Annotated in this window: 19 protein-coding genes; 12 read left to right on the top strand and 7 right to left on the bottom strand. The window is 73.6% G+C overall.

Features of this window, described 5'->3' with window-relative positions:
* The 7 genes from ACIP60_RS31895 to ACIP60_RS31865 all read left to right on the top strand — a co-directional run bounded on the left by ACIP60_RS31895 (position 1) and on the right by ACIP60_RS31865 (position 8,058).
* Positions 1–1,059 carry an ADP-ribosylglycohydrolase family protein gene (locus ACIP60_RS31895; RefSeq protein ID WP_400691151.1) on the top strand — a complete coding sequence of 353 codons (1,059 nt, stop codon included), beginning with the start codon at positions 1–3 and terminating at the stop codon, positions 1,057–1,059.
* Between the two features lie 37 nt (positions 1,060–1,096).
* Entirely contained in the window at positions 1,097–1,600 is a 504-nt protein-coding gene (locus ACIP60_RS31890; RefSeq protein ID WP_400691148.1) for a hypothetical protein, read from the top strand.
* Positions 1,601–1,659: 59 nt separating this feature from the next.
* Complete coding sequence (locus ACIP60_RS31885) at positions 1,660–2,322, top strand: hypothetical protein (RefSeq protein WP_400691146.1); 663 nt, start codon at positions 1,660–1,662, stop codon at positions 2,320–2,322.
* A gap of 394 nt (positions 2,323–2,716) precedes the next feature.
* Entirely contained in the window at positions 2,717–4,753 is a 2,037-nt protein-coding gene (gene ligA / locus ACIP60_RS31880; protein WP_400691143.1) for an NAD-dependent DNA ligase LigA, read from the top strand.
* 172 nt (positions 4,754–4,925) lie between these two features.
* A complete protein-coding gene (locus ACIP60_RS31875) occupies positions 4,926–6,272 on the top strand; it encodes an ADP-ribosyltransferase (RefSeq protein WP_400691140.1) in 1,347 nt (448 codons plus the stop codon).
* A gap of 157 nt (positions 6,273–6,429) precedes the next feature.
* On the top strand, positions 6,430–7,701 hold the full coding sequence (locus ACIP60_RS31870; RefSeq protein WP_400691138.1) for an ADP-ribosyltransferase: 1,272 nt from the start codon (positions 6,430–6,432) through the stop codon (positions 7,699–7,701).
* A 51-nt stretch (positions 7,702–7,752) separates the two neighbouring features.
* Positions 7,753–8,058: a hypothetical protein gene (locus ACIP60_RS31865; RefSeq protein ID WP_400691135.1), complete on the top strand. Its 306-nt coding sequence runs from the start codon at positions 7,753–7,755 to the stop codon at positions 8,056–8,058.
* Between the two features lie 10 nt (positions 8,059–8,068).
* Here the strand turns inward: ACIP60_RS31865 and ACIP60_RS31860 are convergent, their stop codons facing one another.
* A complete protein-coding gene (locus ACIP60_RS31860; protein WP_400691132.1) occupies positions 8,069–8,689 on the bottom strand; it encodes a hypothetical protein in 621 nt (206 codons plus the stop codon).
* Positions 8,690–8,826: 137 nt separating this feature from the next.
* The gene (locus ACIP60_RS31855; RefSeq protein WP_400691129.1) at positions 8,827–9,108 is read right to left on the bottom strand and encodes an HU family DNA-binding protein; all 282 of its coding nucleotides are present in this window, start codon (positions 9,106–9,108) and stop codon (positions 8,827–8,829) included.
* Positions 9,109–9,379: 271 nt separating this feature from the next.
* On the opposite strand from ACIP60_RS31855, the gene ACIP60_RS31850 reads away from it, so the two are divergent.
* From ACIP60_RS31850 to ACIP60_RS31840, 3 genes are all read left to right on the top strand, one after another.
* A complete protein-coding gene (locus ACIP60_RS31850) occupies positions 9,380–12,175 on the top strand; it encodes a serine/threonine-protein kinase (RefSeq protein WP_400691126.1) in 2,796 nt (931 codons plus the stop codon).
* A gap of 402 nt (positions 12,176–12,577) precedes the next feature.
* Entirely contained in the window at positions 12,578–13,633 is a 1,056-nt protein-coding gene (locus ACIP60_RS31845; protein WP_400691124.1) for a hypothetical protein, read from the top strand.
* 344 nt (positions 13,634–13,977) lie between these two features.
* On the top strand, positions 13,978–15,768 hold the full coding sequence (locus ACIP60_RS31840) for an SIR2 family protein (protein WP_400691121.1): 1,791 nt from the start codon (positions 13,978–13,980) through the stop codon (positions 15,766–15,768).
* A 429-nt stretch (positions 15,769–16,197) separates the two neighbouring features.
* Here the strand turns inward: ACIP60_RS31840 and ACIP60_RS31835 are convergent, their stop codons facing one another.
* The 5 genes from ACIP60_RS31835 to ACIP60_RS31815 form a co-directional block, all read right to left on the bottom strand.
* Entirely contained in the window at positions 16,198–17,022 is an 825-nt protein-coding gene (locus tag ACIP60_RS31835) for a hypothetical protein (protein ID WP_400691119.1), read from the bottom strand.
* A 598-nt stretch (positions 17,023–17,620) separates the two neighbouring features.
* Positions 17,621–19,474, bottom strand: coding sequence for a hypothetical protein (locus tag ACIP60_RS31830; RefSeq protein ID WP_400691116.1), 1,854 nt, complete (start codon positions 19,472–19,474; stop codon positions 17,621–17,623).
* A gap of 171 nt (positions 19,475–19,645) precedes the next feature.
* Positions 19,646–21,373, bottom strand: a complete 1,728-nt coding sequence (locus ACIP60_RS31825; protein WP_400691113.1) for a VWA domain-containing protein — start codon at positions 21,371–21,373, stop codon at positions 19,646–19,648.
* Positions 21,373–22,347 (bottom strand): AAA family ATPase, encoded by a 975-nt coding sequence (locus ACIP60_RS31820; RefSeq protein ID WP_400691110.1) that lies wholly within the window; start codon positions 22,345–22,347, stop codon positions 21,373–21,375. The genes ACIP60_RS31825 and ACIP60_RS31820 overlap by 1 nt, the downstream gene beginning before the upstream one ends.
* A gap of 355 nt (positions 22,348–22,702) precedes the next feature.
* Positions 22,703–23,113, bottom strand: a complete 411-nt coding sequence (locus ACIP60_RS31815) for a hypothetical protein (protein WP_400691108.1) — start codon at positions 23,111–23,113, stop codon at positions 22,703–22,705.
* A gap of 521 nt (positions 23,114–23,634) precedes the next feature.
* Between ACIP60_RS31815 and ACIP60_RS31810 the strand changes: the two genes are divergently transcribed.
* On the top strand, positions 23,635–23,778 hold the full coding sequence (locus ACIP60_RS31810) for a hypothetical protein (RefSeq protein ID WP_400691105.1): 144 nt from the start codon (positions 23,635–23,637) through the stop codon (positions 23,776–23,778).
* Between the two features lie 61 nt (positions 23,779–23,839).
* On the top strand, positions 23,840–24,643 hold the full coding sequence (locus ACIP60_RS31805; protein ID WP_400691102.1) for a hypothetical protein: 804 nt from the start codon (positions 23,840–23,842) through the stop codon (positions 24,641–24,643).
* The last annotated feature ends 1,204 nt before the right edge of the window (positions 24,644–25,847 follow it).

The raw sequence follows: 25,847 nt of genomic DNA, 5'->3' as shown, positions 1-25,847 counted from the left end.
ATGCACCCCGACCCCGAGCAGCCGGCCCTCGGCTCGCTCCTCGGCCTGGCCCTGGGAGACGCCATGGGTCGTCCCACGGAGTTCCTCGACACGGCCACCATCGCCGACACCATGGGCCCCTGGCGCGCCCTGCCGCTGTCCCACCCCGCCAAGGTCACCGACGACACCCAGATGGCGCTCGCCGTGGCCGACGCACTCGAGGACAGCGCCGACGATGCGGCGCTCGACCCGGCGGAACTGGCGGGCAACCTCGCTCGGCGCTTCGTCGAGTGGGCCAACTCGCCCGACAACGACCGCGATCCGGGCCAGACCTGCATGGACGCCTGCGCCGCGCTCGGCAGACTCCAAGCCCGCGGCCTCGGCTGGCAGTTGGCGAGCCAGGCGGATTCCAAAGGGTGCGGCGCGAACATGCGGGTCACCCCGATCGGCCTGCACCCGGACCTGACCGCGCAGGAACGGGCCGGCGCGGCGCAGCTGCAGGCCGCGATGACCCACGGCCACCCCACCGCCCTGGCCGCGAGCGATCTGACCGCCCATGCCGTCCACCTGCTGGCCACGGGCACCTCGCCGCGCGCCCTGCCGAGTCGGCTGCGCGCGTACGCGGTCACCAACCAGGAGGTGTACCACCACCGTTGGCTGGGCGGTCTGTGGAAGCTCGGCGGACAGTTCGCCGGGGTGGGGCCCTCCGGGTACATCGCCGCCGGCTGGCGGGAGTGCCTGAACAGCCTGGACGACCTCGAGGCGGGCCTGTGGAACGCGGACCCGGACGCCGACCCGTGCGAGAGCGTCGGCGAGGGATGGACCGCGGAGGAGGCCCTGGCCGGCGCGCTGCTGTGCTTCCTGCAGTTCCCCCACGAGCCGGTCACCGCGATCCGGCGCGCCGCCGCGTCCACGGGGGACTCCGACTCGATCGCCGCTCTGGCGGGAGCGCTGGCCGGCGCGCACATGGGTGCGGGCGGCTGGCCCGAAGCCTGGGTGGAGAGGATCGAGTACGCCGACCGGCTCGCCCACCACGGTGCCGTCTACGACGCCGCATCCCACGGCCCGCGAAACCCCTGACCCCTATGCCTATGCCACCTGGTGCGAGGAGCTGCCTGTGAGCACGACGTTCGAAGCCGACCGGCCGGCGGTCGGGCCGTTCGCCGCATCGTGTGGATGCCCCGCGGCCACCGCTGCGGCCGAACCCTTCCTGACCTGGGAGGAGGCGCGGTACCGAGCCGAGGCCATGGGCACTGGCGCGCGTGGAGCGCTGCCCGGCTGCGAGATGCCGGACATGTGCCCGGACTACCCCTTGCGGGTGCTGGACGTCGTCATGGCGTCCGCCCCGGCGGTGAACCTCCACGACGCCACCGCGCGCGAGGTGTTCCCCGCCCTGGGTCTGGCCGACGGGGAGGGCGGGTCCGAAGACGCCTGCGAGCTGCTGGGGCGGGTGCTGCTGGCGTCGGCCCTGCTGCCGGAGGACCCGGGGAGCGAGGGCGCCGTCGAGGACCGGTGGCACACGGGGGGCCGGCCCGCCGGGCGGCTCCAGCAGGTTCTGGCCGAACTCGCCGAGCTGGCCCTGTGGTGCGACGCGCGGGGATACTGCGTGCGGTGGGGCTGACAGACTTCCACCCTGCTGTCCGAACGGCTTCCCTGCCGCCGATCCCGCCCGGAGTCCCCATGTCCGACGACATTCCCGCAACCGCTGCCGAAGGCGCACCCGCCGGCGCGCATCGGCGCGGCCCGCGCGATGTGTCCGCGGCGGCGCTGGCGGCAGCCCCCACCGAGCACCGGCTGACCATCCCGCAGATCGCCCAACTGCTCGGTCTCACCAGGAAGTCGGTCAACCACTGGTCGACGAGCTCGGCCTACGGCGAGTTCCCTCCCCCGGACGTCAACGGGGCGCGGGAGTGGGGCGCCGTGCGCTCGTTCGTCCTGCGGCAGCGCGACCCCCGGCCCGCCGACGGAGCCGGCACCGAGGAGTGGCGGAAGTGGGTGATGCGGCACGCCGACGACCGCGGCCCGGGCGCAGAGCTGCTCGACGAGCACGGCCTGACGATGAACCTGCGCGACGTCGTGGAGCGCTCTCGCATCGCCGGATCGCGCGCCGGCCTCGACATGTCGGACCTCGCGCCGCTGCTGGCTCGAACGGCCAGGCCGGGCATGCCCGAACGGCTCCGACTGCCGACCCTGGCCAAGGTCGTGGAAATCGACCGCAACCGTCTGCACCGCCTGGTCCAAGCCCACGCCGGCGACGCCGAGGACCCGTTCCCCGCCCCTGACGACCGCGGGTACCCGGTCGGGGCCGTGAGGGACTGGCTCGCGCGGCGCTCGTTGATCTGAGACCGCCCCACACCGGCAATCAATTTACACATCACGCTCGGAATGTGATATCTTTAAGATGGTCAGGCCGTTGCGGACCCGCTGCTCCCGGGCCTGACGGCGGCGCATCGTCGCGTCCGCGGCCAATACCACACGACTCAAGTCCCGGACGGCCCGGCACCACGACCCGTCAGAGCCCCCACGACGTTCACCCGGGACGGTTCCGGCTCCCCGAGGACGACCCTCGCGCAGCCGACCCGCCGCAGCCACCTCCCCAGCGCACGGCCGACGCTCCCACGGCACACCGAGCCGAACGACGGCCGCTGCACTCCGCCCGCCCCACTGCCCCGCGGTCCCGCACCCCGGGCTGCGCCCAGGCGCGCCCTGCCACCGGGCCTCACAGAAGGGTCACCGCATGCCCCACCTCCTCCCGGCCACCGCTTCGCGCGACGACTACCTCGCCGCCGTACAGCAGGCCCGCAGCGCCGCGCACGCCTACTACAGCGACGGCACCTCCCCGCTCGACGACACCGACTACGACAAGCTGCTCGCGGCCATCACCGCGTGGGAGAACGAGAACCCCGGCCAGGCCAGCGCCGACTCGCCCGCCGGGAAGGTCGGCGGCGGTGCGGCCCCGGCGGGCGACGTGCCCCACAGCACGCCGATGCTCTCCCTGCTGAAGTCGCACTCCCCCGCCGACGTCGAGAAGTGGTCCACCGCGCTGGAGCGACGCCTGGGACGCCCTCTGCGGGGCGGCTTCGCGGTGGAGGCCAAGCTCGACGGCCTGGCCATGGCCGCCCGCTACGCCAACGGCCTGCTGTACATGCTGCTGCTGCGCGGCGACCACCAGCGCGGCGAGGACGTGTCCCACCTCATCGGCGCGATCGACGGCCTGCCCGCGACCCTGCCCGGCGGCGAGGGGACCTTCGAGGTGCGCGGTGAAGTCGTCATGACCACCGGCCAGTTCACCCAGGCCAACGAGATGCGCATCGCGCACGGCGGCAAGGCGTTCTCCAACCCTCGCAACGCCGCCGCCGGAAGCGTGCGCGCCCGCAACCGCGCCTATCAGGTCGGCCTGACGTTCTTCGCGCACGGTGTGATCGACCCCCGGGAGACGGCCGACAAGCCGCCGATCCACACCCACGAGTCGGTCATGCACCAGCTCTCCGAAGCGGGCGTCAACACCAGCATGCAGACGCCTTCCTCGCTGCGCGTGTACACCACCCTCGCCCAGGCCGTGGCCCGCATCGGCGAGATCGCCGCGATGCGCCCCGGACTGCCGTTCCCGATCGACGGCGTGGTCATCAAGGCCAACGACCTCTACGAGCAGGATGCCGCAGGGGCCGCCAGCGACCACCCGTACTGGGCCACGGCGTTCAAGCTGCCGCCCGTCACCCGCCACACGCGCCTGCTGGACGTCGAGTGGAACGTGGGGCGCACCGGCGTCGTCGCCCCGCGCGCGCGGCTGGAGCCGGTCGAGGTGGACGGCAGCGTCATCACGTACGCCACCCTGCACAACCCGCGGTTCATCACCGCCAACGACCTGCACATCGGCGACCTGGTCGTGGTCGACAAGGCGGGCGACATCATCCCGCGCGTGTCGGCCCCCGTCGTCTCGGCCCGGCCCGACGACGCGACGCCGGTCGTCCTGCCGACTGCCTGCCCGAACTGCTCCGGCTCGCTGGACACCACGGGAGAGCGCTGGCGGTGCGCACGCGGCACCGCGTGCGGCGTGGCAGCCGCGATCCGGTACGCCGTGGGCCGCGAGATGCTCGACATCGAGGGCCTGGGCGGCACCTACGTCGACCACCTCGTCACCTCCGGGCGCGTCGCCGACCTCGGCGACCTGTTCACGCTCAACCACCAGGACCTCACCGAGGCGACCGGCAGCTCCAAGCGGGCCGAGGCCATCCTGGCCCGGATCGACGCCGCCCGCACCCAGCCGCTGCACCGCGTGTTCTGCGCGCTCGGCATCCCCCTCACCGGCCGCACGGTCTCCCGCCGCATCGCCGCGCGCTTCGGCTCGATGGCCGCGATCCGTGCGGCCAGCGCGGAGGACCTGGCCGCCGTGCCCGGCGTCGCCGGGGCGTACGCGCCGCTCATCGCCGCCGACATCGCCGCGCTCGGAGGCGTCATCGACAAGCTGGCGGCGGCCGGGGTGACGATGTCCGCGCCCGAGGAGACCGTCCCGGCCGGGGAGCGCCCGCTGACCGGCATGGCGGTGTGCGTCACCGGCTCCATGACCGGCGCGCTCTCGGGCCTGACCCGCACCGGGGTGAACGAGCTGATCGAGCGCGCCGGGGGCACGGCCGTCAGCGGCGTCTCGAAGAAGACGACCCTGCTGGTCGCCGGTGCCAACGCCGGGAGCAAGAGCGCCAAGGCCGCGGAGCTGGGCGTACGGACCATCCCGGAGGAGGAGTTCGCCACGATGGTCGCCGCCTACCTCGGCTGACCCCGCCCCGCAGGGCAGGAGCCGCGATCGGCTCCTGCCCTGTCCACAGGCACCCCGCTCCACGCTGGCAGGCCCATCGACTCGATGCTGCCTCGAGCGGCAGGAAGCGAGTATGCCCGTGTGCCGGAACACCTCCTCAGGCGGTCGCAGGTGCCTGTCGTCCCACCCGTCCGTGCGTGTGGCACGGCGCGCGACAGGTACCGCTCTGGCCGCCGACGTCACCGCCGCCGGCGCCGGCCACCCGGCGGCCGGCGCGTTCGACCAGGCCCGGCAGTGGGCCGAGCGGGCCAAAGCCGCGGCCGCGGCCGGCGACGACGACCAGGCCAAGGTGTACGCCATGCACGCCACCGCGTGCGCAAACTCGGCACGGGCCCTGCTGAAGGACCCGCAGGCGGCGCAGACCTTTCCGCGCACCGCCGACCCGCGCCAGTACTTCCGGCTCGGCCGCGTCAGCCCGCCGGCCTCCGACCGGCGGACACGGATCACGCCGGTGGAGATGCCGCAACCGCCCGAGCACGTCCGCTCGGCGTCCGCCATCGCCACCGCCAGCGGCTTCGGCGGGCAGGCCACCTACGTGCCCAGGGAGGACGGCAGCCAGAGCGTCATGTGGGGGCGCACCGGGTTCGCCGGGTCCGCGACCGTACGCCCTGCGGACGACGGCGGCCACCCGACGGCCCGGGTCGTGTTCACCAGCCTCGACCGGGACCGCTACGAGGCGCTGGCCCGCTCCCCCTGGCCGTATCGGGTCGAGAACGGCCATGTGGTGTACGACGGCGTCCCGGCGGACCAGGCCGAGCAGATCGTCCGATCCGCCGCCACCGGCCGTCCCGGGACGCCTTGGAAGGAGAACGGCCTGGCCGGCGGCGGCGAGCGGCAGCCGCTCGGCGCTGCCGACGCCCAGGTGCTGGAGCCCGAGTCGGCGGCATGGCGCGCGCGGCTCGACGACGAGGAGCACCGCTGGATGCGCGCCTACACCCTGGACGCGTTCCACGACGTCAACACCCACCTGCACCGCGGCCGGCCCTTGGACGAGCCAGCCGGGCAGCAGCCGGTCACGGCTCGCGTGATGGCCGGCCACCTGGATGCGGCCCTGGCCAAGGCGCAGCCGCCGCAGCGCCCGCACCGCACGTTCCGCGGCTTTCGGCCGCCCCAGGAGGTCCTGGAGTCGGACGGGACGGTGGAGTGGGCGCGGCGGACGTTCACGGTCGGGGGGACGTACCGCGACGAGTCGTACATGTCGACGTCCCACTGCCCGAAGATCGCGGCGAGCTTCGCCTCGACACGGCACCTGCGCGAGGGCAAGTGGCGCGAGGCCTCGCACCAGGTCGTCTTCGAGGTCGTCTCCAGCAAGGGCGCGCCGCTGGCATCGATCTCGAGCTACCGCAACACCGAGCGGGAGCGGCTGCTGCCGCGCGGCGGCAACTTCCGCGTGGTGGGCGTCCACACCGACGCCCGCATCGGCGGCAAGGCGACCGTACTGGTGCAGCTGGTCGACGTCGATGACATCCCCCGGCACTGACCGAGACCGCGGGCTCTGTCCACAGGCGGGCGCACCGAAGCTGGCGGTGGCCTACCGGTCCGGCAGCGGCCGGCAGGGGCCTGAGGAAAGGAAGTGGGTGCATATGTGCAGTTCCCTTGCAGCCGGCGGGCGGCGCTGTCCCTCCTCGCACCGTTCCGTGCGTCTGGCCCGCCGCGCCAGCGCCGGGCTCGCGGGCGAAACCGCGGGACTGGCTGCGGACGACGCGGCAGCGCTGGCCTTCGGACAGGCCAGGCAGTGGGAGGCCCGCGCGCGGGACGCGGCGGCGGAAGGCGACGACGCGGCAGCCGACCTGTACGCGGGTCGGGCACGCGATGCCGCTGCCGAGGCGCGGCGCCTTCTCGACGGCCGCACCGAGACGGCGGTGTCGGAGGATCTGGAGCACGAGCGGGCCGCCGACGCGCTCGCCTCGGCCACGGGCCTGGGCGAGCGAGCGGTGGCGCTGCCGCGCCTGGACGGCGGCTGCAGCGTCATCTGGGACGAGGACGGGTTCTCCGGGTCGGCGACGGTCCACCCAGGCGGGGAAGGCGGCCACCCCATCACCCGCATCGCGTTCACCGGCCTCGACCGCGACCGCTACGAGGCGCTGGCGCGCTCTCCGTGGCCGTACGAGGTCGAGGACGGCCGGGTCGTCTACGACAACATGCCCGCCGACCAGGCGGAGCTGATCGTGCGCGCCGCCGCCACCGGACGGCCCGGCCGCCCGTGGGAGGAGCACGGCCTGGATGGCGGGGGCAGGCGCGATCCTCTCGAGGAGGACGAAGCCCGCGGCCTGGTACGGGAGTCGGCGAGCTGGGCCGGCCGGCTGGACGGCGAAGAGGCGTACTGGACCCGCGAGTACGCAGGTGCCGATGCCTTCGAGCCGATCAACCGGCACCTGTACGAGGGCCACGGCATGGACGAACCGGTCGACGAGGTCGGCGTGCCGATGTCGCAGATCGCCCCGCATCTGGACTCGGCGCTCGCCAAGGCCCGTGTCGCGGGCGAGCCCCGCACCACCTACCGCGGATTCAACCCGCCGGACGAGGTCATCGCCGCAGACTGCGTCAAGGAGTGGGCGGCCGATCAGTTCCCGGTAGGCGGCACCTACCGGGACGACTCCTACATGTCGACCTCCCACTGCCCCCGGATGGCCATCGGGTTCAGTGCGAATCTCGCCTACGACCCGCAGGCAGGCGAGTACCGATCGGCCCGCCACCACTTCGCGTTCGAGGTGCTCTCCAGCAAGGGGGCCGTCATGCGCGCGGTGAGCGACATCGACGAGGACGAATACGAGCGGCTCCTGCCGCGCTCCTCGACCTTCCGCGTCGTGGGCCGGCAGGTCGGCGTGCAGATCCCCGACCATTACGGCAAGACACGCAGTACCGTCCTCGTGCAGTTGGTGGACGTCGACGACATCCCGCGTTACTGAACCGCGCCCGGCGCCCCGCCGGTGCGCGCCCCCGAGTGAAGGAGAACCCTGATGGCTTCCGAACAGCACATTTCGCGTCTGGCCGGCCAGCCGGCACCGCGGCCCGTCGGCCCGCAGCCGACCGGTGGTGAGCGCCCGTCGTACGACGAGGTCCTGGCCCAGCGCGAGGCGGCCGACTTCGGCGCGGTGCTGGCGCACCTGAGCGACGCCGAGCGGGTCGAATTGGGCCTGCCGGCCGCGCCGGCCGTACCGAAGGTCGACCACGCCACCGCGATGAAGGCCCGCACCCTGCTGCTGAACGACCCGCGGCGGGTGCGCGCGCTGCCCGACGAGGTCCGCGACCTGCTGGGCCTGTGACGCCGGCCGCTCAGGCGTCGGGGCCGGCGGGGGCGGGCGTGCCGCCGCGGGGCTTCCACGGGTTGTCGGGGCCGGGGCGCCAGAACGGCTTGCCGTCCCGGTAGCCGTCGGGCTCGCCCCGGTCCTTCTTGATCTGGGCCTGCAGCGTCTTGGCGAACCAGTAGGGGCGCGACAGCTCGTCGACGCCGTCCGGCTGCGCGAACTTCCCCTTCGAGACGCGGGTGCGCACCGTGGCCACGGTCTGGCCCACCAGCTCGGCGGCGTGCGTCATGTAGAACCGCAGGCGCCGTCCTTCGCCGGGGTCGATGGTCGGCTCGGCCGGCAGCCACTTGCCGCGGCCCTTGCCCTGCGCCTCGGGCACCAGCTCGCCGTCGGCGTCCATGTAGCCGACGGCCTGGGCGAAGGCGGTCACCACGGCGCGCGGGTAGCGCTGGTCGGCCGGCTGGTCGGCGATGCGGACCGGGATGCCCCTCGCGGCCGCGACTTCGCGCAGCGGCTGGCGGGGGCGGGCGGCTGAGGAGGCCGCGCTGCCCGGCTGGACCTGGCCGCCGTGCCACTTGCGGACGGTGGGGACCGTCACGCCCAGCAGGTCGGCGATCTGCGCCAGTGTCAGTTCGCCTGTGCTGTCCAAGGACCCTCCACTCGTCGGCTGCGGTGTCAACGGTACGGGCGGGGCCGCGGCCCGGGCCGCCCCGGGGTGCGGCGTGCGGCGGGGCCGGTCCCCGTTCTCCGGGACCGGCCCCGCCGCGTGCCTTGCTGCTGGGACTGCTACTTGCCCTTCGCGGCTTCCTTGAGCTTCGTGCCGGCGCTGACCTTGACGCTGTAGCCCTCGGCGATCTGGATCGGCTCGCCGGTCTGCGGGTTGCGGGCGGTGCGGGCGGCGCGCAGGGTGCGCTCGAAGGTCAGGAAACCGGGGATGGTGACCTTCTCGTCGCCCTTGGCGACGACCTCGCCGGTGATCTCGGCGAAGGCGGCCAGCACGGCGTCGGCGTCCTTGCGGGTCACCTCGGCGCGCTCGGCCAGGGCCGCGACCAACTCGCTGCGGTTCATCGTCCTACCTTCGGTGTCGTGCGATCAGTGATCGCCCCCCATGCTGCCAGATGCGGAAAGTGAACAAGTACACCGGCCCGCAGGCACCGCCGCCGGTCCGGACGACAACCACGGTCACGCACGGTGCTTGCGTCGCCGATCGCGGCTCCGGGCAGCGAATGTGCGGGCCTGCCGGGCGGCTCCGGCAGGGTCCGGTGTGGGCGACAATGGCCCATCCGTCACGGCAGCCGGGGCGGCGGGAACGAGGGCTGGGCGGGCGGTCATGGTCGATGTGGGGGAACAACCGTGGGAGCCCATCCGGGCGTTCGGGCAGTGGCTGGAGCGCGACGGCGACGACGCCGGACGTGCTGGTGCGCTCACCGCGCTGCTGCACCGCCTGGTCCTGGAAGCGGCGGCGGACGCGGAAGTGGTCCGCGACGTGTCGGGCCGTGAGCTGGTCGTCTTCGACGGCGGCGGGCGCACGTTCCTGCTGGAGGTCGTCGTGGGCGGGCCCGCGGCCGTCCAGGCGCGCATCGACGCCCCAGCGGAGGAGTTCGCGTGGGCGGGCGGCGCGGCCGGGCGGGTGCTGGTGTGTCCCGACGCGGTGGCGCCGGCCGTCACTGCGCCGCCCGGCGGGCCGGTTCCGGTCGCGGTGCTGGACGCCGACCATGTGGACGCGGCGGTGTGCGGCGCGGTGGACCTCGTCGCCGTCGTGAAGGAAGCTCTGCGCCCCCGGCCGCGGGGCCGGGCTGTCTTCGCGGCCTGGGATGCCGCGCTGCGGGAGGGCGGCGCCGCGCTGGAGAGCGACCCGATGGGCGTCCCGGACGGCGCCCTGTTCGAGGCCGAGGGCACTGACGCCGTCCAGGCGCACCTGGTGCTGGCCGGCGGGCCGTTCACCGGCCGTTCCTCCGGGCTCGCCGACGGCGGCCGCGGCCTGCTCCTGGTCACGTGCCCGGACGGTGTCATAACGCTCGATCCAGGCAGCGGCGCCACCGGCTGGCTGCTGCGCACGCCGGGCTGCGAGGGGCCGGTGCTGCCCACCGTAGGCCAGGCGGTGCTCGTTCTTCGTGACGGTTGCGTCCTCGAGTTCGGCGAGCACCGCACCCGGGTCCTGGCCGGAGGGTTTCCTGCGGGGGCGCGCCTGGTCGCCGGCAGCGGCGGCGAGGCATGGGTGCTGTCCGGGTCGGGCGCCGAGCTGGGGGTGCCGGGCTCGGGGACGCTGGCGCTGACCCTCGTCCCCGACCGGGCCGGCCAGCAGGCCCGCTTCCCGGTGACGTTCGACGCCCAGGTGTACTCGGCGGTGTGTCTGCGCGGCAGGGAGTTCCTGCTCTGCGGCGGCGGGCACAGCGCGGTGGTGGACCTCACCTCGGGCGGGTACGCGGGAGCGCCCGGCACGTGGATCGCCGTGCACAGCCCCTACCCCGGCCAGTCGCTTCTGGCCGGCCCCGGCCGCGCCGTGACGTTCTCACCCGACGGGTCCGGCCTGTCCGCGCTCGCGCACCGCGTCGATGTGCTGCTGCGCACCAGCGCGCGGCGTCCGCTGCTGCGGATGCCGCTCAGCCGCATCTGCGGGGCGGCCGCCGTCCGGGACGGAGCGGTGTACGTCCTCGGTGTGCTTCCGGGCGATCCCCGCGAGCCCCGGGTGGCGCTGGTGCGTGTGCGGGGCCTCGTCGACGCTTCGGCCCTTGCCCCCGCCGGAGCTGACAGCGGCGGCGGGCCGGTGTGGCGGCCGGTGGCCGCGCAGGCCCGGGGGCTTCGCCGCCACTACAAGCTGGAGCCCCGCACGCTGGGGCCCGGCGGCCAGGGCGCGGTCCACCCTGCGGTCCACAAGCCGACCGGGATCGACGTGGCGTTCAAGACGCAGCGGTCGGCGGTGGACGGCAAGCGTGCGCGGATGGTCCGCGAGGTGGAGGTCGGGCGCCGACTGGCGTGGCACCCGCACGTGGTGCCCGTGCTGGACATCGCCCCGGACTGCTCGTGGTTCGTGATGCCGGTGGCCCAGTACACGGCGAGCACCCGCCGTGCGGAGCTGGCCGAGCCTGCGGCGCTGCTGGAGTTCGTCCGCGCGATCGCCTCCGCGCTGCGGGCCGCGCACGAGCACGGCTGGGTCCACCGGGATGTGAAGCCGCCCAACGTCCTGTTCCTGGACGGGGTGTGGCGTCTGGCGGACTGGGGCCTGGCACGGCGTCCGCGGGGCGAGACGACCGATGCCCAGCGCACCCGGCTGGGGCTCGGCACGGAGGGCTGGGCCGCTCCGGAGCTGTCCACCGGCGAAGGCGCGCACAACGCGGGCCCGTCGGCGGACATCTACAGCCTGGGCCAGATGATCGGCTGGATCCACACCGGGCGCAATCCCACGGCCAACAAGCCCCTCCTGCCGGCCGACGGGCCGTGGCGGCATGTCGTGCGGCAGGCCACGCACGACGACCCCGCCCGGCGCCCGCAGAGCATCGACGAGTTCATGGCCCTGGTCGAGCGGGAGCTCGCCATTCTCCCGCTCCCTCCGGGCGTCGCCGCGAAGAAGTACCTGGCGGCGGCGAACGGCGGCGGGGCACCGACTGCGGGCGGCCCGTTCGGCAGCACGGCGCCCGCGACGGACCCTGTGGCGGCCGGCCGGCTGCTGGACCTGGCCGCCGACCACCCCGGCAACCAGGACCTGTACCTGGACGTGCTGACGTGGCTGCGCGAGCCGGGCGCGGCGATGCGGACCGACCCGGTCCGGGCCGAAGCCGTCCTCGCGGGCTTCGCCGGGCACTGCCACCCGGAGCCCTGGCAGCACTCGAGCGTCCTGAACCGCACGATGCTGTGGCTGCTGGACGTCGCGCGCGACGCGGCCCGGCACTGCGCACCCGATGTCCTCGAGGCGGCGGTGGAGACGCTGTTCGCCTGGCAGGGCGCCCACGACCAGTGGACCCCCCGCGACGGCACGGTCGACTGGCTGGGGGCCCTGGCGGGCGCTGACGCGGCCCGGGTGGCGGCCGTCCTGCGCCGCCACCCGTACGCCGCCCGGCACTACCAGGTCCTCGTGGAGCGCGGCGGCGTGGACGAGGCGATCAGCACCGCGGTGTATGCCGCGACCCGTTCCTGACGCTGCGCCGGTCCCGGTCCGGGCACTGGCCGACCGCGGGCCGTTATGGTCGCGGGCTCGGGTGCGGGCCCGGCCCGGTGGCGGGCGGGCAGCTCCTGGCCTGGCAGCGGCCCAGAGGCTGGAGCGGCGGACAGCGCGCCCGGTCGGGGCCGCTCGGGCCGCGGTGTGCACGGGCCGCCGGGCACGCGCACTCCGCAGCCACGAGCGGGTGCACGCACCGCCTTGTGCGCCGGGTGGTGCGCTTCAACTCGCCCTCCCGGCACCCGGATCCGGCTCCCGTCAACGGCTAGGGTGACAGTGACGTGCCATCGTGTGCGTGTCGGGGCGGTGCCCACCACCTGCCGCCGGCGAACCCAGCGGCCGCTGGGCGCGGTCCCAGATCTACAGGCACCCCTTGTAGTTGTGTACTTCTCGTTCTCGAACGCCGGGCGCAACCGTGGTGGGGCGGGCTCGCTGCGGCGTGAGGGAGCCGATCTCGTGTCGCACCGTCAGAAGCCGACCCACCAGCAACAGATCGCCCGCCTCGTGCGAGCGGAAAGCGGCTGGGCCTACAACAGGGCCCTGGACCTGGTCCGCGACGCTGCGGCGCGCGGCCTGCTGCCCTCCCGGCTCGACAAGGCCGGGCGGACAGCCGCGGTACGCATCGTCTTGGCCCGCAGGGCCGCCGCCGGCGCTTCCCCTGCGTTGCCGGGCTCCCCGGCACGGGCGGTGCCGTCCCACGACGCCGAGAAGGCGCTGGCCGCCGCCACCGCACAGCTGCTGGCCGACGCCGCGGAGGCCGAACTGCGTGAGGAGGACCAGTGGCTCGACATCCTGGCGAAGATCGAGGACACGGTGTCTCGCGCACGGGAGCAGGCCCGCGACGAGATCCGCCGGCCCGCATCGGTCCCTGCCGGTCCGGACGATCCGCAAGGCGGGGGGACCAGCAGCCTGCCGGTCCACCTGGCCTGGTTCGAACGCTGCGACACAGCCGCCGCTGCGAACCTGCAGCGCAGCCTCCCCGCCGCAGCCGAGGAACTCCTGCGCACGGCATGGGAGCTGACGCCGGTGGCCGACGTGCTCCAGGATGCCTCCTACCGGCGGTGGGAGGCGGACCGCGGCGAGGCCGGCCTGCATGCCCTGTACCGGGCGCCCGTCGGCCACAGCCACGGTCTGGGAGCCATGCCCCTGGGCCTGCTGCGGCACCACCCCCACGGTGCCCTGCCCGACCGGGACGGCTACTACGCGGTGGGTCTGCACGACCAGCAGCCGCACTGGACCAGCTCGGCGCGGAAGGCTCGACAGGACGGTGCCCGCATCACGCAGGCATGGACCATCGTCGAAAGCCCGCGGCTGCCCCGGCCGCTGCGCCGCGCCCTGACGCACATCTGCGAGCAGTACTACGAGAACGGGAACGGCGAGTTCCTCACCCTCCGGTACGCCGAGGCGCTGTACGACTGGCTGCTGCCGCCCGTGTGACCGCCCCGGGCGCACCCGTCCTGCTGTGCTGTTCGGTCGTCGCCCCGTGCAGTCGGCCGCCGGACCGGGTCTGCAGCTTCTTCAGGACGCAGGCGCCCGGCGACATGGCAGCTCCGCAGGACGCCGGGCGCGGCAGCAGGCTCTCGTACGCCGCTGCCGAGCCCGCCGTCCGCGTCCGCGCTGCCCGCTGCGGGAGTACAGGAGGCTACCGGCTGGGCGCCGCGGGCCCGCCGGAACTCTCCCGTCCTCGGCAAGGGCCCAGCGCCCAGCGCCCACTGCGGGAAGGAATGCAGGCGTAGCGGCTCTGGCGCGCCGTGGGCGGGTTCGGGAGGGAAGCTGGAGGGGTGGACAGCAGCGAGGTCCCTCCGCTGGCGGCATCCAGAGCCCTGCCGCCCCGGGTGTCGATGGCAGTGTGCGTGCACTCGGCGCCCGGGGTCTACGCGCTGCTGCTCGGCTCCGGGATCTCCAGCGCGGCCGGCATCCGCACCGGCTGGGGAATCATGCAGGACCTCGCGCGCAAGGTCGCCTCGCTTCTGGAGCAGTCGGATGAGCAGGTCGCGTTCGCCGAGGAGACGCCGGACCTGTGGTGGAGGGAGCACTTCTCGCAGAGCGGCGAGCTGACGTACTCGAACCTGCTCGGGGAGCTCGGCCCTGCTCCTGGTGCCCGGCAGAAGCTGCTGCAGGAGTACTTCGCGGGCCGGACGCCGACCCGGGCGCACCATGCCATCGCGGAACTCGTGCGGGACGGGTTCATCCGGGTCATCCTGACGACCAACTTCGACCCGCTGCTGGAAGAGGCGCTGCAGGCCAAGGGCGTCCCGCCCCAGACGATCACCGTCGCCCAGGCCTCAACGATGCTGCCGATCGCCCATGGTGGGCCCCCGACCGTCGTGAAGCTGCACGGCGACTTCCGCCAGCTGGACATGCGTAACACCACCGATGAGCTCGACACCTACCCGCCCGCCTGGGCCCAGCTGGTGCGCGAGGTGCTGCGGGACTTCGGGCTGATCGTCTGCGGCTGGTCGGCTGAGTGGGACAGGGCTCTGGTGGAGTGCCTGTCCCAGCGGGAGAGCCACCGCTTCCCGGTGTTCTGGTCCGCGTTCCACACCCCGACGGGGCGGGCGGCGGAGTTGGTCGCGCAGCTGAAGGCCTCCGTCATCGCCGACACCTCCGCGGACGACCTGTTCGCCAGCCTGTCGGCGAATGTGGCGGCGCTGCAACGGCTCGCCGACCTGCCGCCGACCCGCGAGATGGCGCTCAGCCGCCTCAAGCAGACCCTGGCCGACCCGGCCCACCGCATCGACCTGTTCGACCTCCTCGACCAGCACGCCGGCCAGCTCGTCGACCGTATCGGCGACCAGGGCCGCTACCCGGCGGTGCGGGGCGAGATGGCCGCGCCGGCCTACCAGGAGCGGCTGGACGCCTACCGGGCGGACGGCGACACGCTGCTGCACCTGCTCGCCACCGGTGTCTTCCACGACCGGCAGGCCGAGCACGCGCACGTGTGGGAGCGGATGCTGCAGCGGCTGGTCGACACCCGCACCCACTTCGACAGCACTGTGGCGGCCAAGGCGGAGCACTACCCCGCGCTGCTGGCGCTGCACGCCGCAGGCTGCGCCGCGGTGCTCAACGGGCGCGAGGACATCCTGGCCAGGCTCCTGACCCGCGTGAGCTGGCACAACCCACTCGACGGGGCGGCCCGACCCGTAGGGGAAGCGGTCCGCACGTTCGACGTCCTCGCCGAAAGCAGCCTCCTCGCGCAGCCCAACGGCGGCCTGGCGAACCCTTCATGGCAGAGTTCACGCCTGCGCGGCGAACTGCGCGAGCCCCTCGCGGAGGCCTGCGCCCACAGCGACCGGGCGTTCACCGCAGCGTTCGACCGGCTCGAGTACCTGATGCTTCTCGTCCATCACGACCTCGCCCCGCATATGCCGCTGAACACCGCGCCGACCTTCCTCGCCCCCAGAGTGTTCAGAGCCGACCAGGTCGCGGCGCACGACACGGTCGCGGCCCTGGTCGCCCGGGATCTGCGGCCGGGTTGGGCGATGCTGGCCGGCGGGGCGTTCGGGGGCGACGCCGCCCGGGCGCAGGCGGCTGCGGACAAGATCAGGACGAGCATCGGAAGTGGCGAGTAGTCGGGCTCCGACGGCTCGAGGCGCGCTCGTCCGCACAAGCAGCTCACCTTCCCGCCGGGGATGGACGACGCGTTTCGGGAAACCGCCCCTGTCGTACCGTCCGGTGCCATAGCCTTTCCGACGGTGTGAGCCTTCTGGGCTGCGTCATCGGCCGCCGCTGACCTTCCACGAGACGAGCGGCGGCCGATTCTCCTCTCGGGAGCCGCACCGGTCTTGGTGTCCGTACCGTCCGGAACGTCGAGGCGTCCTTGGACGGCAGTCCGCCCGCCGGGCCGGGTGCCCGTGCAGGATGCGCGGTAAGACCGGTGCCTGGACCTTCCAAGCGTGGAGCTGTCCGCGGTGGCCTGTTCGGCGGGCGCTGCCGGGGCGCGGGAGATGAGCACCCGACCGGGCGGGCACGCGGGCTCCTTGGCCCGCGTCCCGAATCGCTCACAGGGGCTTCGCGGCCTGGAAGTCATCGCTGGTGGCTCCGCTCAGGTCTTCCACGACTCGCAGGTCGAGCTCGGCGGCGACCTCGTGGAGGTACAGCCGCTGCTCCGGGGCAAGGCCGAGCGCGAGGTCGTAGGCGAGGTGGAACAGGGCGGCGGCGACAACGCCGGGGGCGGCCGCCGCGAGCGCGTTGTGGAGTGCTTCGCTGCGCGCTTGCGGGCCGTGTCCGCTGCTCTGGAGGTGGAGGGCGGTCTCGAAGGCTTCCACCGCGGTGGCGTGCACGCCGGACTGGGCGAGGCGCTGGAGGGGGTCGGTGTGGTTGAGGCCGAGGTCTGCGCGGCGCGGGTTGGCAGGCAGTGCCCGGGCGTCGGCGGCTTCGCTGGCGGTCGCACCGGCCAGGGCGGCGGCCTGGAGGTCGTCCGCGAGGGCGGACAGGTCGCGGGCCACGTCGCCCAGGACGGTTCCGGGCATGGCCGCGGCGATGGCGCACACGGCCGCCAGGGCGAGGCGCTCCCCGGCCGCGAACTGCGGCCGGCTCTGGACGGTGAGGTCACCCAGCAGAGCGTCTGCGGACAGCCGGTGGCGAAGTTCCTCGGTCAGGCAGCCGTTGCCTCCGGGGACGACTTCGCGGTGGGTGGCCTGGGCGACGGCGTCCGCGGTCCGGTGCAGCGCCCGGCCGTGAAGGGAGCTGGCCTGGCGTTCGGCGAGGCGGCGGATCCAGGTTTCGGCGGCTTCGCCGGCTGTCCGGGCGCGGTGCAGCGCCACGGTGGCCGGGTCGAGCGGCGGGTGCGGTTCGGCGGTCAGGGAGGTGGGGAAGGTCGACACGGCCTGTTCAACTTCCGTGGGGTGAAGGGGGTTGCGGGTCGGGCGGCGAGGTTGCCCGCGGTCTGGGACCGGCGCGGGCGACGGCGGCCGGTGTCCGGTGGCGGGCGGCCGGGCCGCCCGCCACCGCTCGGGCGGGGCTCTCGACGAAGGACCCGGCCCGTTCCCGAGACTGCCGGTGGAGTCCGTGTGCGCCTGGGAGCAGCCCCACATTGGCACGGCCGCGGCGCCCGGGCAAGGCGCCTTGGACAGGGGTGCAACAACCTGCGCCGCGCTCTGCGGGACGTGTGCGCTGCTCCCGTCCGGGCGCGCTCACGCGGATGCGGTGCTGGCCCGGTAGGGCTGCGCCCGGCGGTGAGCTGGCGCTGGCAGGCCGGTGGTAGTGCCCTCGGCTGCGCTTGCCGTCCGGACAAGGTGTCCCGGCTGCGGAACGGCGGGTCGGTGCGGGCCTGCCGCCGTACCGAGTCCTGGCCCGCGCCGGTCTTGGTGCCGCCCGGTGGCGGGGTCGCTCGTCAGCTCGGGCTGTGCGTGCTCACGGTGTCGCCGCTCGGCGGCAGGCGGGTGGTCGGCAGGCGGCGGAGCGGGTCGGGTGCGCGGGTGGTCAGCGTACGTGCCGCACGGTCGACGGGGGGCGCAGGTCCAGGTCCTTGCGGACCCGGTACTCCTGGGCGACGTCGATCTCGCGGTGGTGGGGGCACTCCTGGCCGGCGTCGAGGTAGGAGGCGTGGTCGGCGGGCTTGAAGCAGTGGTTGCGGCGGCCGGTGGTGTGGACTTCGTAGCCGTACTGCAGGGGCGCCCTCGGTGCGGGGCGGGTTCCGGGCGCCGGCGGCGGGGCGGGCTTGTCGGGCGGGGTGATGTAGTGGCCGACGACGTTGACGCGTTCGCTGCGCCCAGGGCTGCGCCTTCGGCGTGCGCCCTTGGACTTGGCGGTGTTGTCGGGGAGTTCGACGTCCCTCTCGCGCACGAGCGCGGCGAGGGTTTCGGGGGGTGGCGCGGGGTCGGTGATCAGGTCCCACACGGCGAGGACTGCGCGGAGCCAGGCGTGGCGGCTTCCCGGTTGCGGTGGCGGCAGGGTGATGCCGACCGGGACGGCGAGTTCGCCGGCCCTCTCCAGGGGAGTGGCTGGGTCGTTCGTGGCGGCCCAGAACGTGATCCACACGTAGTCGCGTTCGCTGCGGGTCAGCAGCCCCACACGCTGCTCGCTGCCTTGGCCGTCGGCGATCGCTGCCTCGCCCGCGAAGTACCGGCGTGCGTGTTCCGGGTCGGGGTGGGGGTGCCGCTGGACCCACACGCCCGTGCCGAGGAAGGCGGTCTCTGGCATCGGCTCCGGGTCGCGCAGCGGTCTGGTGCAGCCCTGCCACGGCCCCCACGTGACGCCGGCGACGGGGCGCCCGCCGGTGGTGGTCCCGATCGGTTTGTGGAAGGTCATGAAGCCGTATCCGCGGCCCCGGGGAACGCGTTCCCAGGTCAGCGGGAGGGGCCGGGCGTGGCCGCGTCGGGCGGTGCCGTGGCGGGTGACGGCTTCGTTCACGTGCCAGGGCCAGCCGTGTTCGAGCCGGTCTTGTTCCTGCCCGAGCACGATCTGGGCCATGTCGGTGGCGGAGCGGACGGCCGGGTACAGGGCCAGTGCGCGCAGGAGGGGTTCGGCGGCCGCCGGCGTCGGGCGGGCGCGCAGCTGGGCCAGGAGGCGGTTGCGCCACCGAACGGCCTTGGAGGGGTGCGGCTGCTGCCAGTCGGTGTCGGCGGGGTCGCCGGTGTCGTCCGTGCCCGGTGCGGGCGGGAGGACGAGGGCGGCGGTGTGGGGGCTCTGGAGGAACCCGTCGGTGGCCACGGTCATCTCGAGGGCGCCGGGGAGGTCGGCGGCCGCGAGGTGGGTGGCGAGGGCGATCGCGGCCGGGGTGATCTCCGGGTGGGCTCGCAGGCCGCTGGTCAGGACGGCCACCGGCTGGCGGGCGGAGACGACGAACTGACCCAGGGCCAGGTCGAGCAGCGCGAGGGCGGCGGGGTCGTGGACGGCGTCCAGGGCCGGTGAGCGGGTGAGGCGCCAGACGTCGGGCCGCCCGTCGCGGTGGCGCAGGGCGAGGGGTGCGGTGTTGTGCAGGCGGGCCAGGAGAGTGGCCAGGACGAGTGGGGCGAGGCCGCGCTCGCAGGTCTCGTGGATGGCGGCGGCCAGGACGGTGGGACTGTCGGTCTGCGCTGCCTGGACCAGGATTGCGGCGAGGTTGACGGCTTGGGGCAGCTCGTCGCCGGGGGCCGTCGGGTTCGCGGGCGGGCGCTGTCGCGCCGGCCCGGCCGGCCCGGTCCCGGTGCTCTCGCCGAGGTGGGCGGGAAGCTCACCGGGTCCGGCTGTCGCCGCGGTGCCGGCGTTGCCGCGCGAGGCGGTGGGTGTGTGGTCGGGGGGTGCGGCAGGAGCGGGACGGGAGGTGTGTCGGTTCGGGGTGTCGGGCGCGGGCATGCGGGTCTTCCGGGAGACGGGCGGACCCGCTCCGGGCGGCGTGCGGGGCCGCCCGAAGCAGGAGGGGCAGGGGAGGGGGCTCAGTTGGCGGTGGGAGCGGGCGGGCGCTGCCCGCAGGCCCGGAGGGCCTGGGGAGAGGGCCGATGGGGTGGGGGTTGCTGCCGGACGGGGTCAGGTGGTGCGCAGCAGGGCGGTGAGGGTGTGCGCGAGGGCCTGGGGGATGTCGGCGAGGGTGGCGGCGTTCACGCGGGCGGTGCCGGGCAGGGGCGCGGTGTCCTCGGCCAGGCACACCCACAGGACGTGGGCGCCCTTGCGGGTCAGGCGCTGGACGGCGCGGGTACCGCCGGTGCGCTCGGGGGACTCCCACTGGCCGTCGGAGACGACGACCAGGACCCGGGCGCCGTCCCCGTCGGCGAGGCCGAGGGCGCCGTCGAGGGCTTGGGCTGCCTCGGTGAAGCGGTGGCAGGCGAAGTTCGGGGCGAACTGGGTGACGCGGGTCGGCGGCCGGTGGGGGTCGACGATGGGTGTGACGGCGGAGCCGAAGGCCACGGTGGCGGCGCGGCCGCCGGTGGCGTGGGCGGCGTGCGCGATCGTCCACGCGAAGGAGGCGATGACCTGCGCGTAGGGGGACATCGAGTTCGACACGTCGACGGCGACGGCGACGTGGATCGGCGGGTTGGGCGCGGGCCGCCGCTGGATGCGCCGGAAGGGCTGGGCGGTCTGCGGCATGCCCATGGTGCGCTGGGCGGTGGCCAGGAGCGCGTCGCGTCCCGACAGGCGGCCGGGCGGTGTGGCGGAGCCGAGACGGGTGGTGGTCGTGCCCCGGAACGCGGCCCGCTGAAGGACCTTGCCCAGGCGGCGGGCGGCTGCGGTCTCGGCGGCGGTGGGCGGGCGGGTGCCCCGGCGGGGGTCTCCCGCGGCGGGCCGGCCGGTGGGGGCGGGGGCGAAGACCTGCTGGGCGGCCTGTTGGGCGTCTTGGGCGGCGCGCTGCTCCGCGGCTGTGGCCTGGGCGGCCAGAGCGGCCTGGTTGACGGCCGCCGGGTCGGGTAGGGCACCGGTGGTGATCTGCGCGTCGGTGGACACCTCGCGTACGAGGTCAGCGACGAGACCCGCGAGGTCTTCACCGGAGGCGCTGTCGGCCGGGTCGTGGCCGTCGGCGGTGCAGGCGGTGGTGGGCAGGGCGGCGTCCGGGTCGACGCCGACGACCTCCACCCAGCGGCGCGCCACGGCGAGCAGGCCCTCCTGGTCGCTGTCGGCGAGGGCGAGGGCCTCGCGCACCAGCGCGCGCAGCGCCTGGGTGTCGACCTCGCCGAGGATCTCGACGACCTGCGCGCGGACCGGTTCGGTCTCCTGCTCGGTGAGGACGTGCGCGTCGACGCGCCCGAGGATCAGGGCGACGGCGGTTGCCGCCTGCCAGCGAGTCTCCCGGACGGTCGGGCCGCCCTTGGGCAGGAGGACGTGCGTGGCGGAGGCCCGCAGGTAGATGCGGTCGTCGGGGCGGTGCTGGAGGTGGCGGTGTTCGATGCGGGCCTCTTCCAGCAGGGCGGCGCTCTGGACTTCGGCCGGGCGGGCACTGTCGGGCCAGGGGGCCCACCGGCTGGATCGGGCGTGTCCGGCTTCGTGGCAGGTCGCGCCGAACAGGACGGGGTGGCGCAGCCGGCCGGTGAGGGTGGCAGGGTCGACATGGTCGGGGTGGGTGTCCTGGTCCAGGACGCGCAGGCCGTTGACGGTGACGGCGGCCCGGCCGGGGTCGAACTGGGCGATGACCGCGCCGGGGCTGTCGTCCCAGACCATGTCGAGCAGGATGTCGCGTCGGTCGGCGAGGGAGTTGACGACCGTACCCAGGCGGACGGCGAGATCGTGCCGTGCCTGGAGCAGGGTGCGCGGGGTGGGGTTCATCAGACTCCTCGGGAGCGGCTGCCGAGAGCGAGGGGCTGCGGCATGTAGCCGCTGTAGACCTTGGACAGGGCCTCGCGCATCTCCTCGCGGTCCTCGGCAGGGCAGCGGCGCAGGAACGCGGCCAGCGCGTAGCTCAGGCCGAAGGCGGTGGCGTTCGTCGCGAACGCGAGGCCGTCGCGCAGCTGGGGAATCCACCCGTCGTAGGTCACCTCGGGAGCGCGGGTGCGGGTTTCGAGGTTGAGGGCGGCGGTGATGAAGGGCTCGGGCACGCCGAGGTCGGCGGCGAGGTCCCAGTCGGTGGGGACCTCGATGTGATGGGTGAAGCGGGAGGCGAGGGCCTCGCTCAGGTCGGCTCCGGGCACGTGCGGGTTGCACGCCCCGATGACGGCCCAGCCCTCGGCCGCCTCGATGGGCGGAAGATGGGGGTTCGAGGTGACGTGCAGGACGCGGCGGCCGTCCATGAGGGGGTACAGCACGGACAGGACGGTCGGGGGGATCAGTGCGATCTCGTCGACGAGGAGCGGGATGCCGTGGCGCATGCTGCGGATCAGCGGGCCGTCGATCCAGGTGAAGTGGCCGGTGTACGGGTCCTGGACGAACGTGCCGACGAAGTCCGCGTCGGTCGTGTCGGCGCTGCCGACGATCGTCTCCATGCCGGTGTGGGCGCCGGGCCGGGCGAAGGCGACGAACGCAGCCTCGGCCATCGCGGTCTTGCCGGTGCCGGGCTGCCCGGTGAGCAGGGTGTGCTCGCCGCGGTCACGGGCGCTGCGCAGGACGGCCAGGTCCTCCAGGTTCTCCAGCAGGCGCGGCTGGTAGACCTGCCCGTTCGGCCGGGTCTGCGGGCCGACCAGGGGCAGGATCGGCTCTTCCCGCATGGTCGCCGAAGACGGCGGGGCGACGTTGCGGACGTAGGCCGCGGTGTCCTCCAGCAGCTTCGCGCGGATCCTGTCGGTGATCGGGGTGGGGGCGGCCATGGGTTCCTCTCGGTCAAGTGAGCAGATCGCCGCTGGTGAGGGCTCTGCTGGGGCGATCAGGCCGTCCGGTCGGACGTGACTCGGGACGGCTGTGTCGGCTGGTTTCGAAGTCGGGCTCAGCCGCAGGCACGGGGAGGGGGTTTCGGTACGCGGTCAGCACGGCAAGTCGGCGGCGCTGTCCACCTCTTCGAGCGCGAAGCCGCGCGGTACAGGCGATGCGATTCTCGACGCGGCGCTGGCCTCATGTGAGCGGGTCACTGTGGCACCGACCGCCCCAGCACGAGATCCACTGTGAAGGCGGCTGCCAGGCCAGAGAGCGGCCGAGGGCCGGACGCGAGACGGTAGGCCCGCTGGGCTACTGTCCGGGCATCGGGACCGCGGAGATCCTGGAAGCGTCGGGGTGCGCATGACCGGCCAGTTCCGCGGCCAGCCCGAACAGGTGCGAGACCTCGCCCGCGTACTGGGCACGCGTGAACTCACCTGCCCAGGCCATCGGAACCTCGAAGAGGGTGTAGTCCCGGGACAGCAGGTAGCCCTTGCGCTCCTTGCCCCGCGCCAGGCCGACGACGTACTTGATCGCGTCGGCGATGCTGTCGAAGGGCTTGTAGTTCGTCGCCGGGTCCGGCGCGCCCCGGCGCCCGGAGAGTCCCAGCACACCGGGGTGGTCTCCGAAGTACACGATGAAGCGGTAGAACTTGTCGCTGCCTCCGCTCGTGCAGTGGTACTCGAACCCGCGCAGCAGGACGGCGGCATCACGATTGGCCATCTACGACCCTTCGGAGAGTGGACGGGCGAGCTGCCGCGCCCGGGCAGACGCACCGGCCGGACAGCACCGCGCAGGCGTGCGGCCGCGGTTGCGGTCTGAGGCAACGCCCATTGATTTACATGTATAAATATATCTTCTGGGACTGACAGGCCGCACATCCCTTTCCGAACGCCCCTGTCGGCAGTCCGCGGTACTCCCTCAGCACCCGGCCGACAGACCCTCAAGCCGACCCGACGGCCAGCCGGAGGCGGGCCCCGGACAGGACGGCGCACGGCCGTCCCGACACGGCGGCCCCCTCCCGCCGGGCCACAGAGAACCACCGGCCCACGCCGACTCGAACGCCTCCGTCGCCGTGTCGCGCCCCCAATGCGGCAGACCGCACCGCACCTCCGACCGGGGAGTCGCGCCTCCAACACCACAGGCAGTTCCCCCAGTTCACCGTCCAACCGGCCTGGCCTGGAGCACAGTGTGAGGCCGTGCCTCGTGGCGAGGCGGTGGGCGGACAGCAGGGCAGGACAAGCGTGACCACGGACACCGACGAGCAGCTGGAACTGCCGGCCGCCCGCTACGCCATACCCACAACCGCCACCTTCCAAGATGCCAGTACCCCGGTCTCGACGATGCGCCGCTACCACTACCCGGCCGGAGCACGGCCGACGAGCTGAGCCCGAAACTGGCGATCCGGTCCTCGCCGCATCTAGCTCCGAACGCCGCCGGGCCCCGACCGTGACGCTCACCCCACCAGCGCCCACCGAGCAGAATCCTCCCCTGCCACCTCGGCCATCGACTACCGGCACAGACCGCTGGGCCGCCATCGAAGCCGCCGTCCTGGCACTGCCTCGCTCCCGACGCGCTGGCCGTACGCAGACACCACTGCGGATCCTCGGCGCGCAGGGCCGGGAGAGCAGCCACAAGCACTACCTGAAGTTCCTCCTCGATCCGCGCGAGTCCCACGGTCTGGGCACCGGCACGCCGGCCGCCCTGCTGGACCTGGCGGGCCGCCCGGAGCTCGCCGCCGACGCCCGCCTCGAGCGCACCCGCCTGTACCGGCAGGTCTCCGGCCGATCCAGCCGCCCCAACCTGGTCGCCATCGGGCCCGCAGCATCGATCGTGGTAGAGCTGAAAATCGACGCCCCAGAGGGCTACCAACAGACTGCCCGGCAGGCAGACGACTTCGCCGACCTGGCGCCGCCAGTGATACTCGTCTACCTCACCCCGGACGGCACCAGCCCCAGCGACGGACGGTTCCGCCCTGTCTCGCTGCGAGACCTCGCCGACCGCCTTGCCCAGCTGCTCACCCGCCCCAACACAGGACGTGCCGCCCCGGGGCGCCGGCACGCCGAGGACTACCTGAGCGACCTGGAGGCTGTGGTGGGCGTCAGCACCGACGACGAAGCTGCCCGCTTCTGGGCCACGCACAGCACCGCGGTACTGGCCGCGCAGGCCACGACGCGACGCCTGCTGAGACACCTCCCGGAGCACACTGCCGTCGCACTCGCTGGCCTCGCCCCGAACTCGGAGCAGACCTGACCGTAGAACACATCGACTACACGACCCTCGGCGACCATGCGGAGAGCGCTGCCGCCAGCGGCGATTCACAAATTCACATACGCCCATGCATGCAGCTATACGGACGACCCCTTTACGGCACTTTCTCCCCTGCCCCTACTGCGCGACGCCAGCACCGCACGCCAACTCTTTCACAAGTTCACATACGTCCATGCATGCGCTCACCTTTGCCGCAAACTTCCATTTGCGCGAGGCTTCAACTTGTCAGCACTACTGCCAGGCGCATCGTCTACCCATGTACCGAATAGTCGAATTTCCCAAGGACCATAGGACCAGTCAATCGATCTTCCGATTCATCTCATTATTTAGCTGACCAACTGCCGCACTGCCGACTTAACGTGCTGCCGACCTACTGCACTGCCGAACCAGCGATCTACTGTGCCGCTGTGCTGTCGAATTACCAAGTCACCGACCCACCGCACCACCAGACCATCCCACCGCCATACCGCCGAGCTGCCAAACTGCCGAGTCACCGACCCACCGCACCACCAGACCATCCCACCGCCATACCGCCGAGCTGCCAAACTGCCGAGTCACCGACCCACCGCACCACCAGCCCACCGCGCCGCCATACCGCCGAGCTGCCAAACTGCCGAGTCACCGACCCACCGCACCACCAGCCCACCGCGCCGCCATACCGCCGAGCTGCCGACGCACCGACCCACCAGCCCACCGCACCGCCATACCGCCGAGCTGTCATACCGCCGAGCTGCCGATCCGCCGCGCTGCTGAACTACCGACCCACCGCACCACCAGCCCACTGCACCGCCATGCCACCGGCCTACCGCCCTGCCGCCGCGCCGCCGCGCTACCGAGTCACCGACCCACCGCACCACCAGCCCACTGCACCGCCATGCCACCGCGCTGCCGAGTCACCGACCCACTGCACCGCCATGCCACCGCACCACCAACCCACCGCACCACCAACCCACCGCGCTACCGAGTCACCGGTCTACCGTGCCGCCACGCCACCAGCCCACCGCGCTGCCGCGCTACCGAGTCACCGCCCCACCGTGCCGCCACGCCACCAACCCGGCGGCTCACCGGCCCACCGCGCTGCCGCGCTGCCGGCCGCATCACCGCATCACCAGCCCACCGCGCTGCCGAGTCACCGCCCCACCGTGCCGCCACGCCACCAACCCACCGCGCTGCCGCGCTGTCGGCC

It is taken from the genome of Kitasatospora sp. NPDC088783, from assembly GCF_044750705.1.
Lineage (GTDB): Bacteria > Actinomycetota > Actinomycetes > Streptomycetales > Streptomycetaceae > Kitasatospora > Kitasatospora fiedleri.
This window is presented reverse-complemented; position numbering and strand designations above follow the sequence as displayed.

Bases quoted from the DNA above. Each gene is read 5' to 3' on its own strand.
- ACIP60_RS31895 (WP_400691151.1), top strand. From the start codon at position 1: ATGCACCCCGACCCCGAGCAGCCGGCCCTCGGCTCGCTCCTCGGCCTG.
- ACIP60_RS31885 (WP_400691146.1), top strand. From the start codon at position 1,660: ATGTCCGACGACATTCCCGCAACCGCTGCCGAAGGCGCACCCGCCGGC.
- ligA (WP_400691143.1), top strand. From the start codon at position 2,717: ATGCCCCACCTCCTCCCGGCCACCGCTTCGCGCGACGACTACCTCGCC.
- ACIP60_RS31865 (WP_400691135.1), top strand. From the start codon at position 7,753: ATGGCTTCCGAACAGCACATTTCGCGTCTGGCCGGCCAGCCGGCACCG.
- ACIP60_RS31855 (WP_400691129.1), bottom strand. From the start codon at position 9,108: ATGAACCGCAGCGAGTTGGTCGCGGCCCTGGCCGAGCGCGCCGAGGTG.
- ACIP60_RS31830 (WP_400691116.1), bottom strand. From the start codon at position 19,474: ATGCCCGCGCCCGACACCCCGAACCGACACACCTCCCGTCCCGCTCCT.
- ACIP60_RS31825 (WP_400691113.1), bottom strand. From the start codon at position 21,373: ATGAACCCCACCCCGCGCACCCTGCTCCAGGCACGGCACGATCTCGCC.
- ACIP60_RS31820 (WP_400691110.1), bottom strand. From the start codon at position 22,347: ATGGCCGCCCCCACCCCGATCACCGACAGGATCCGCGCGAAGCTGCTG.
- ACIP60_RS31815 (WP_400691108.1), bottom strand. From the start codon at position 23,113: ATGGCCAATCGTGATGCCGCCGTCCTGCTGCGCGGGTTCGAGTACCAC.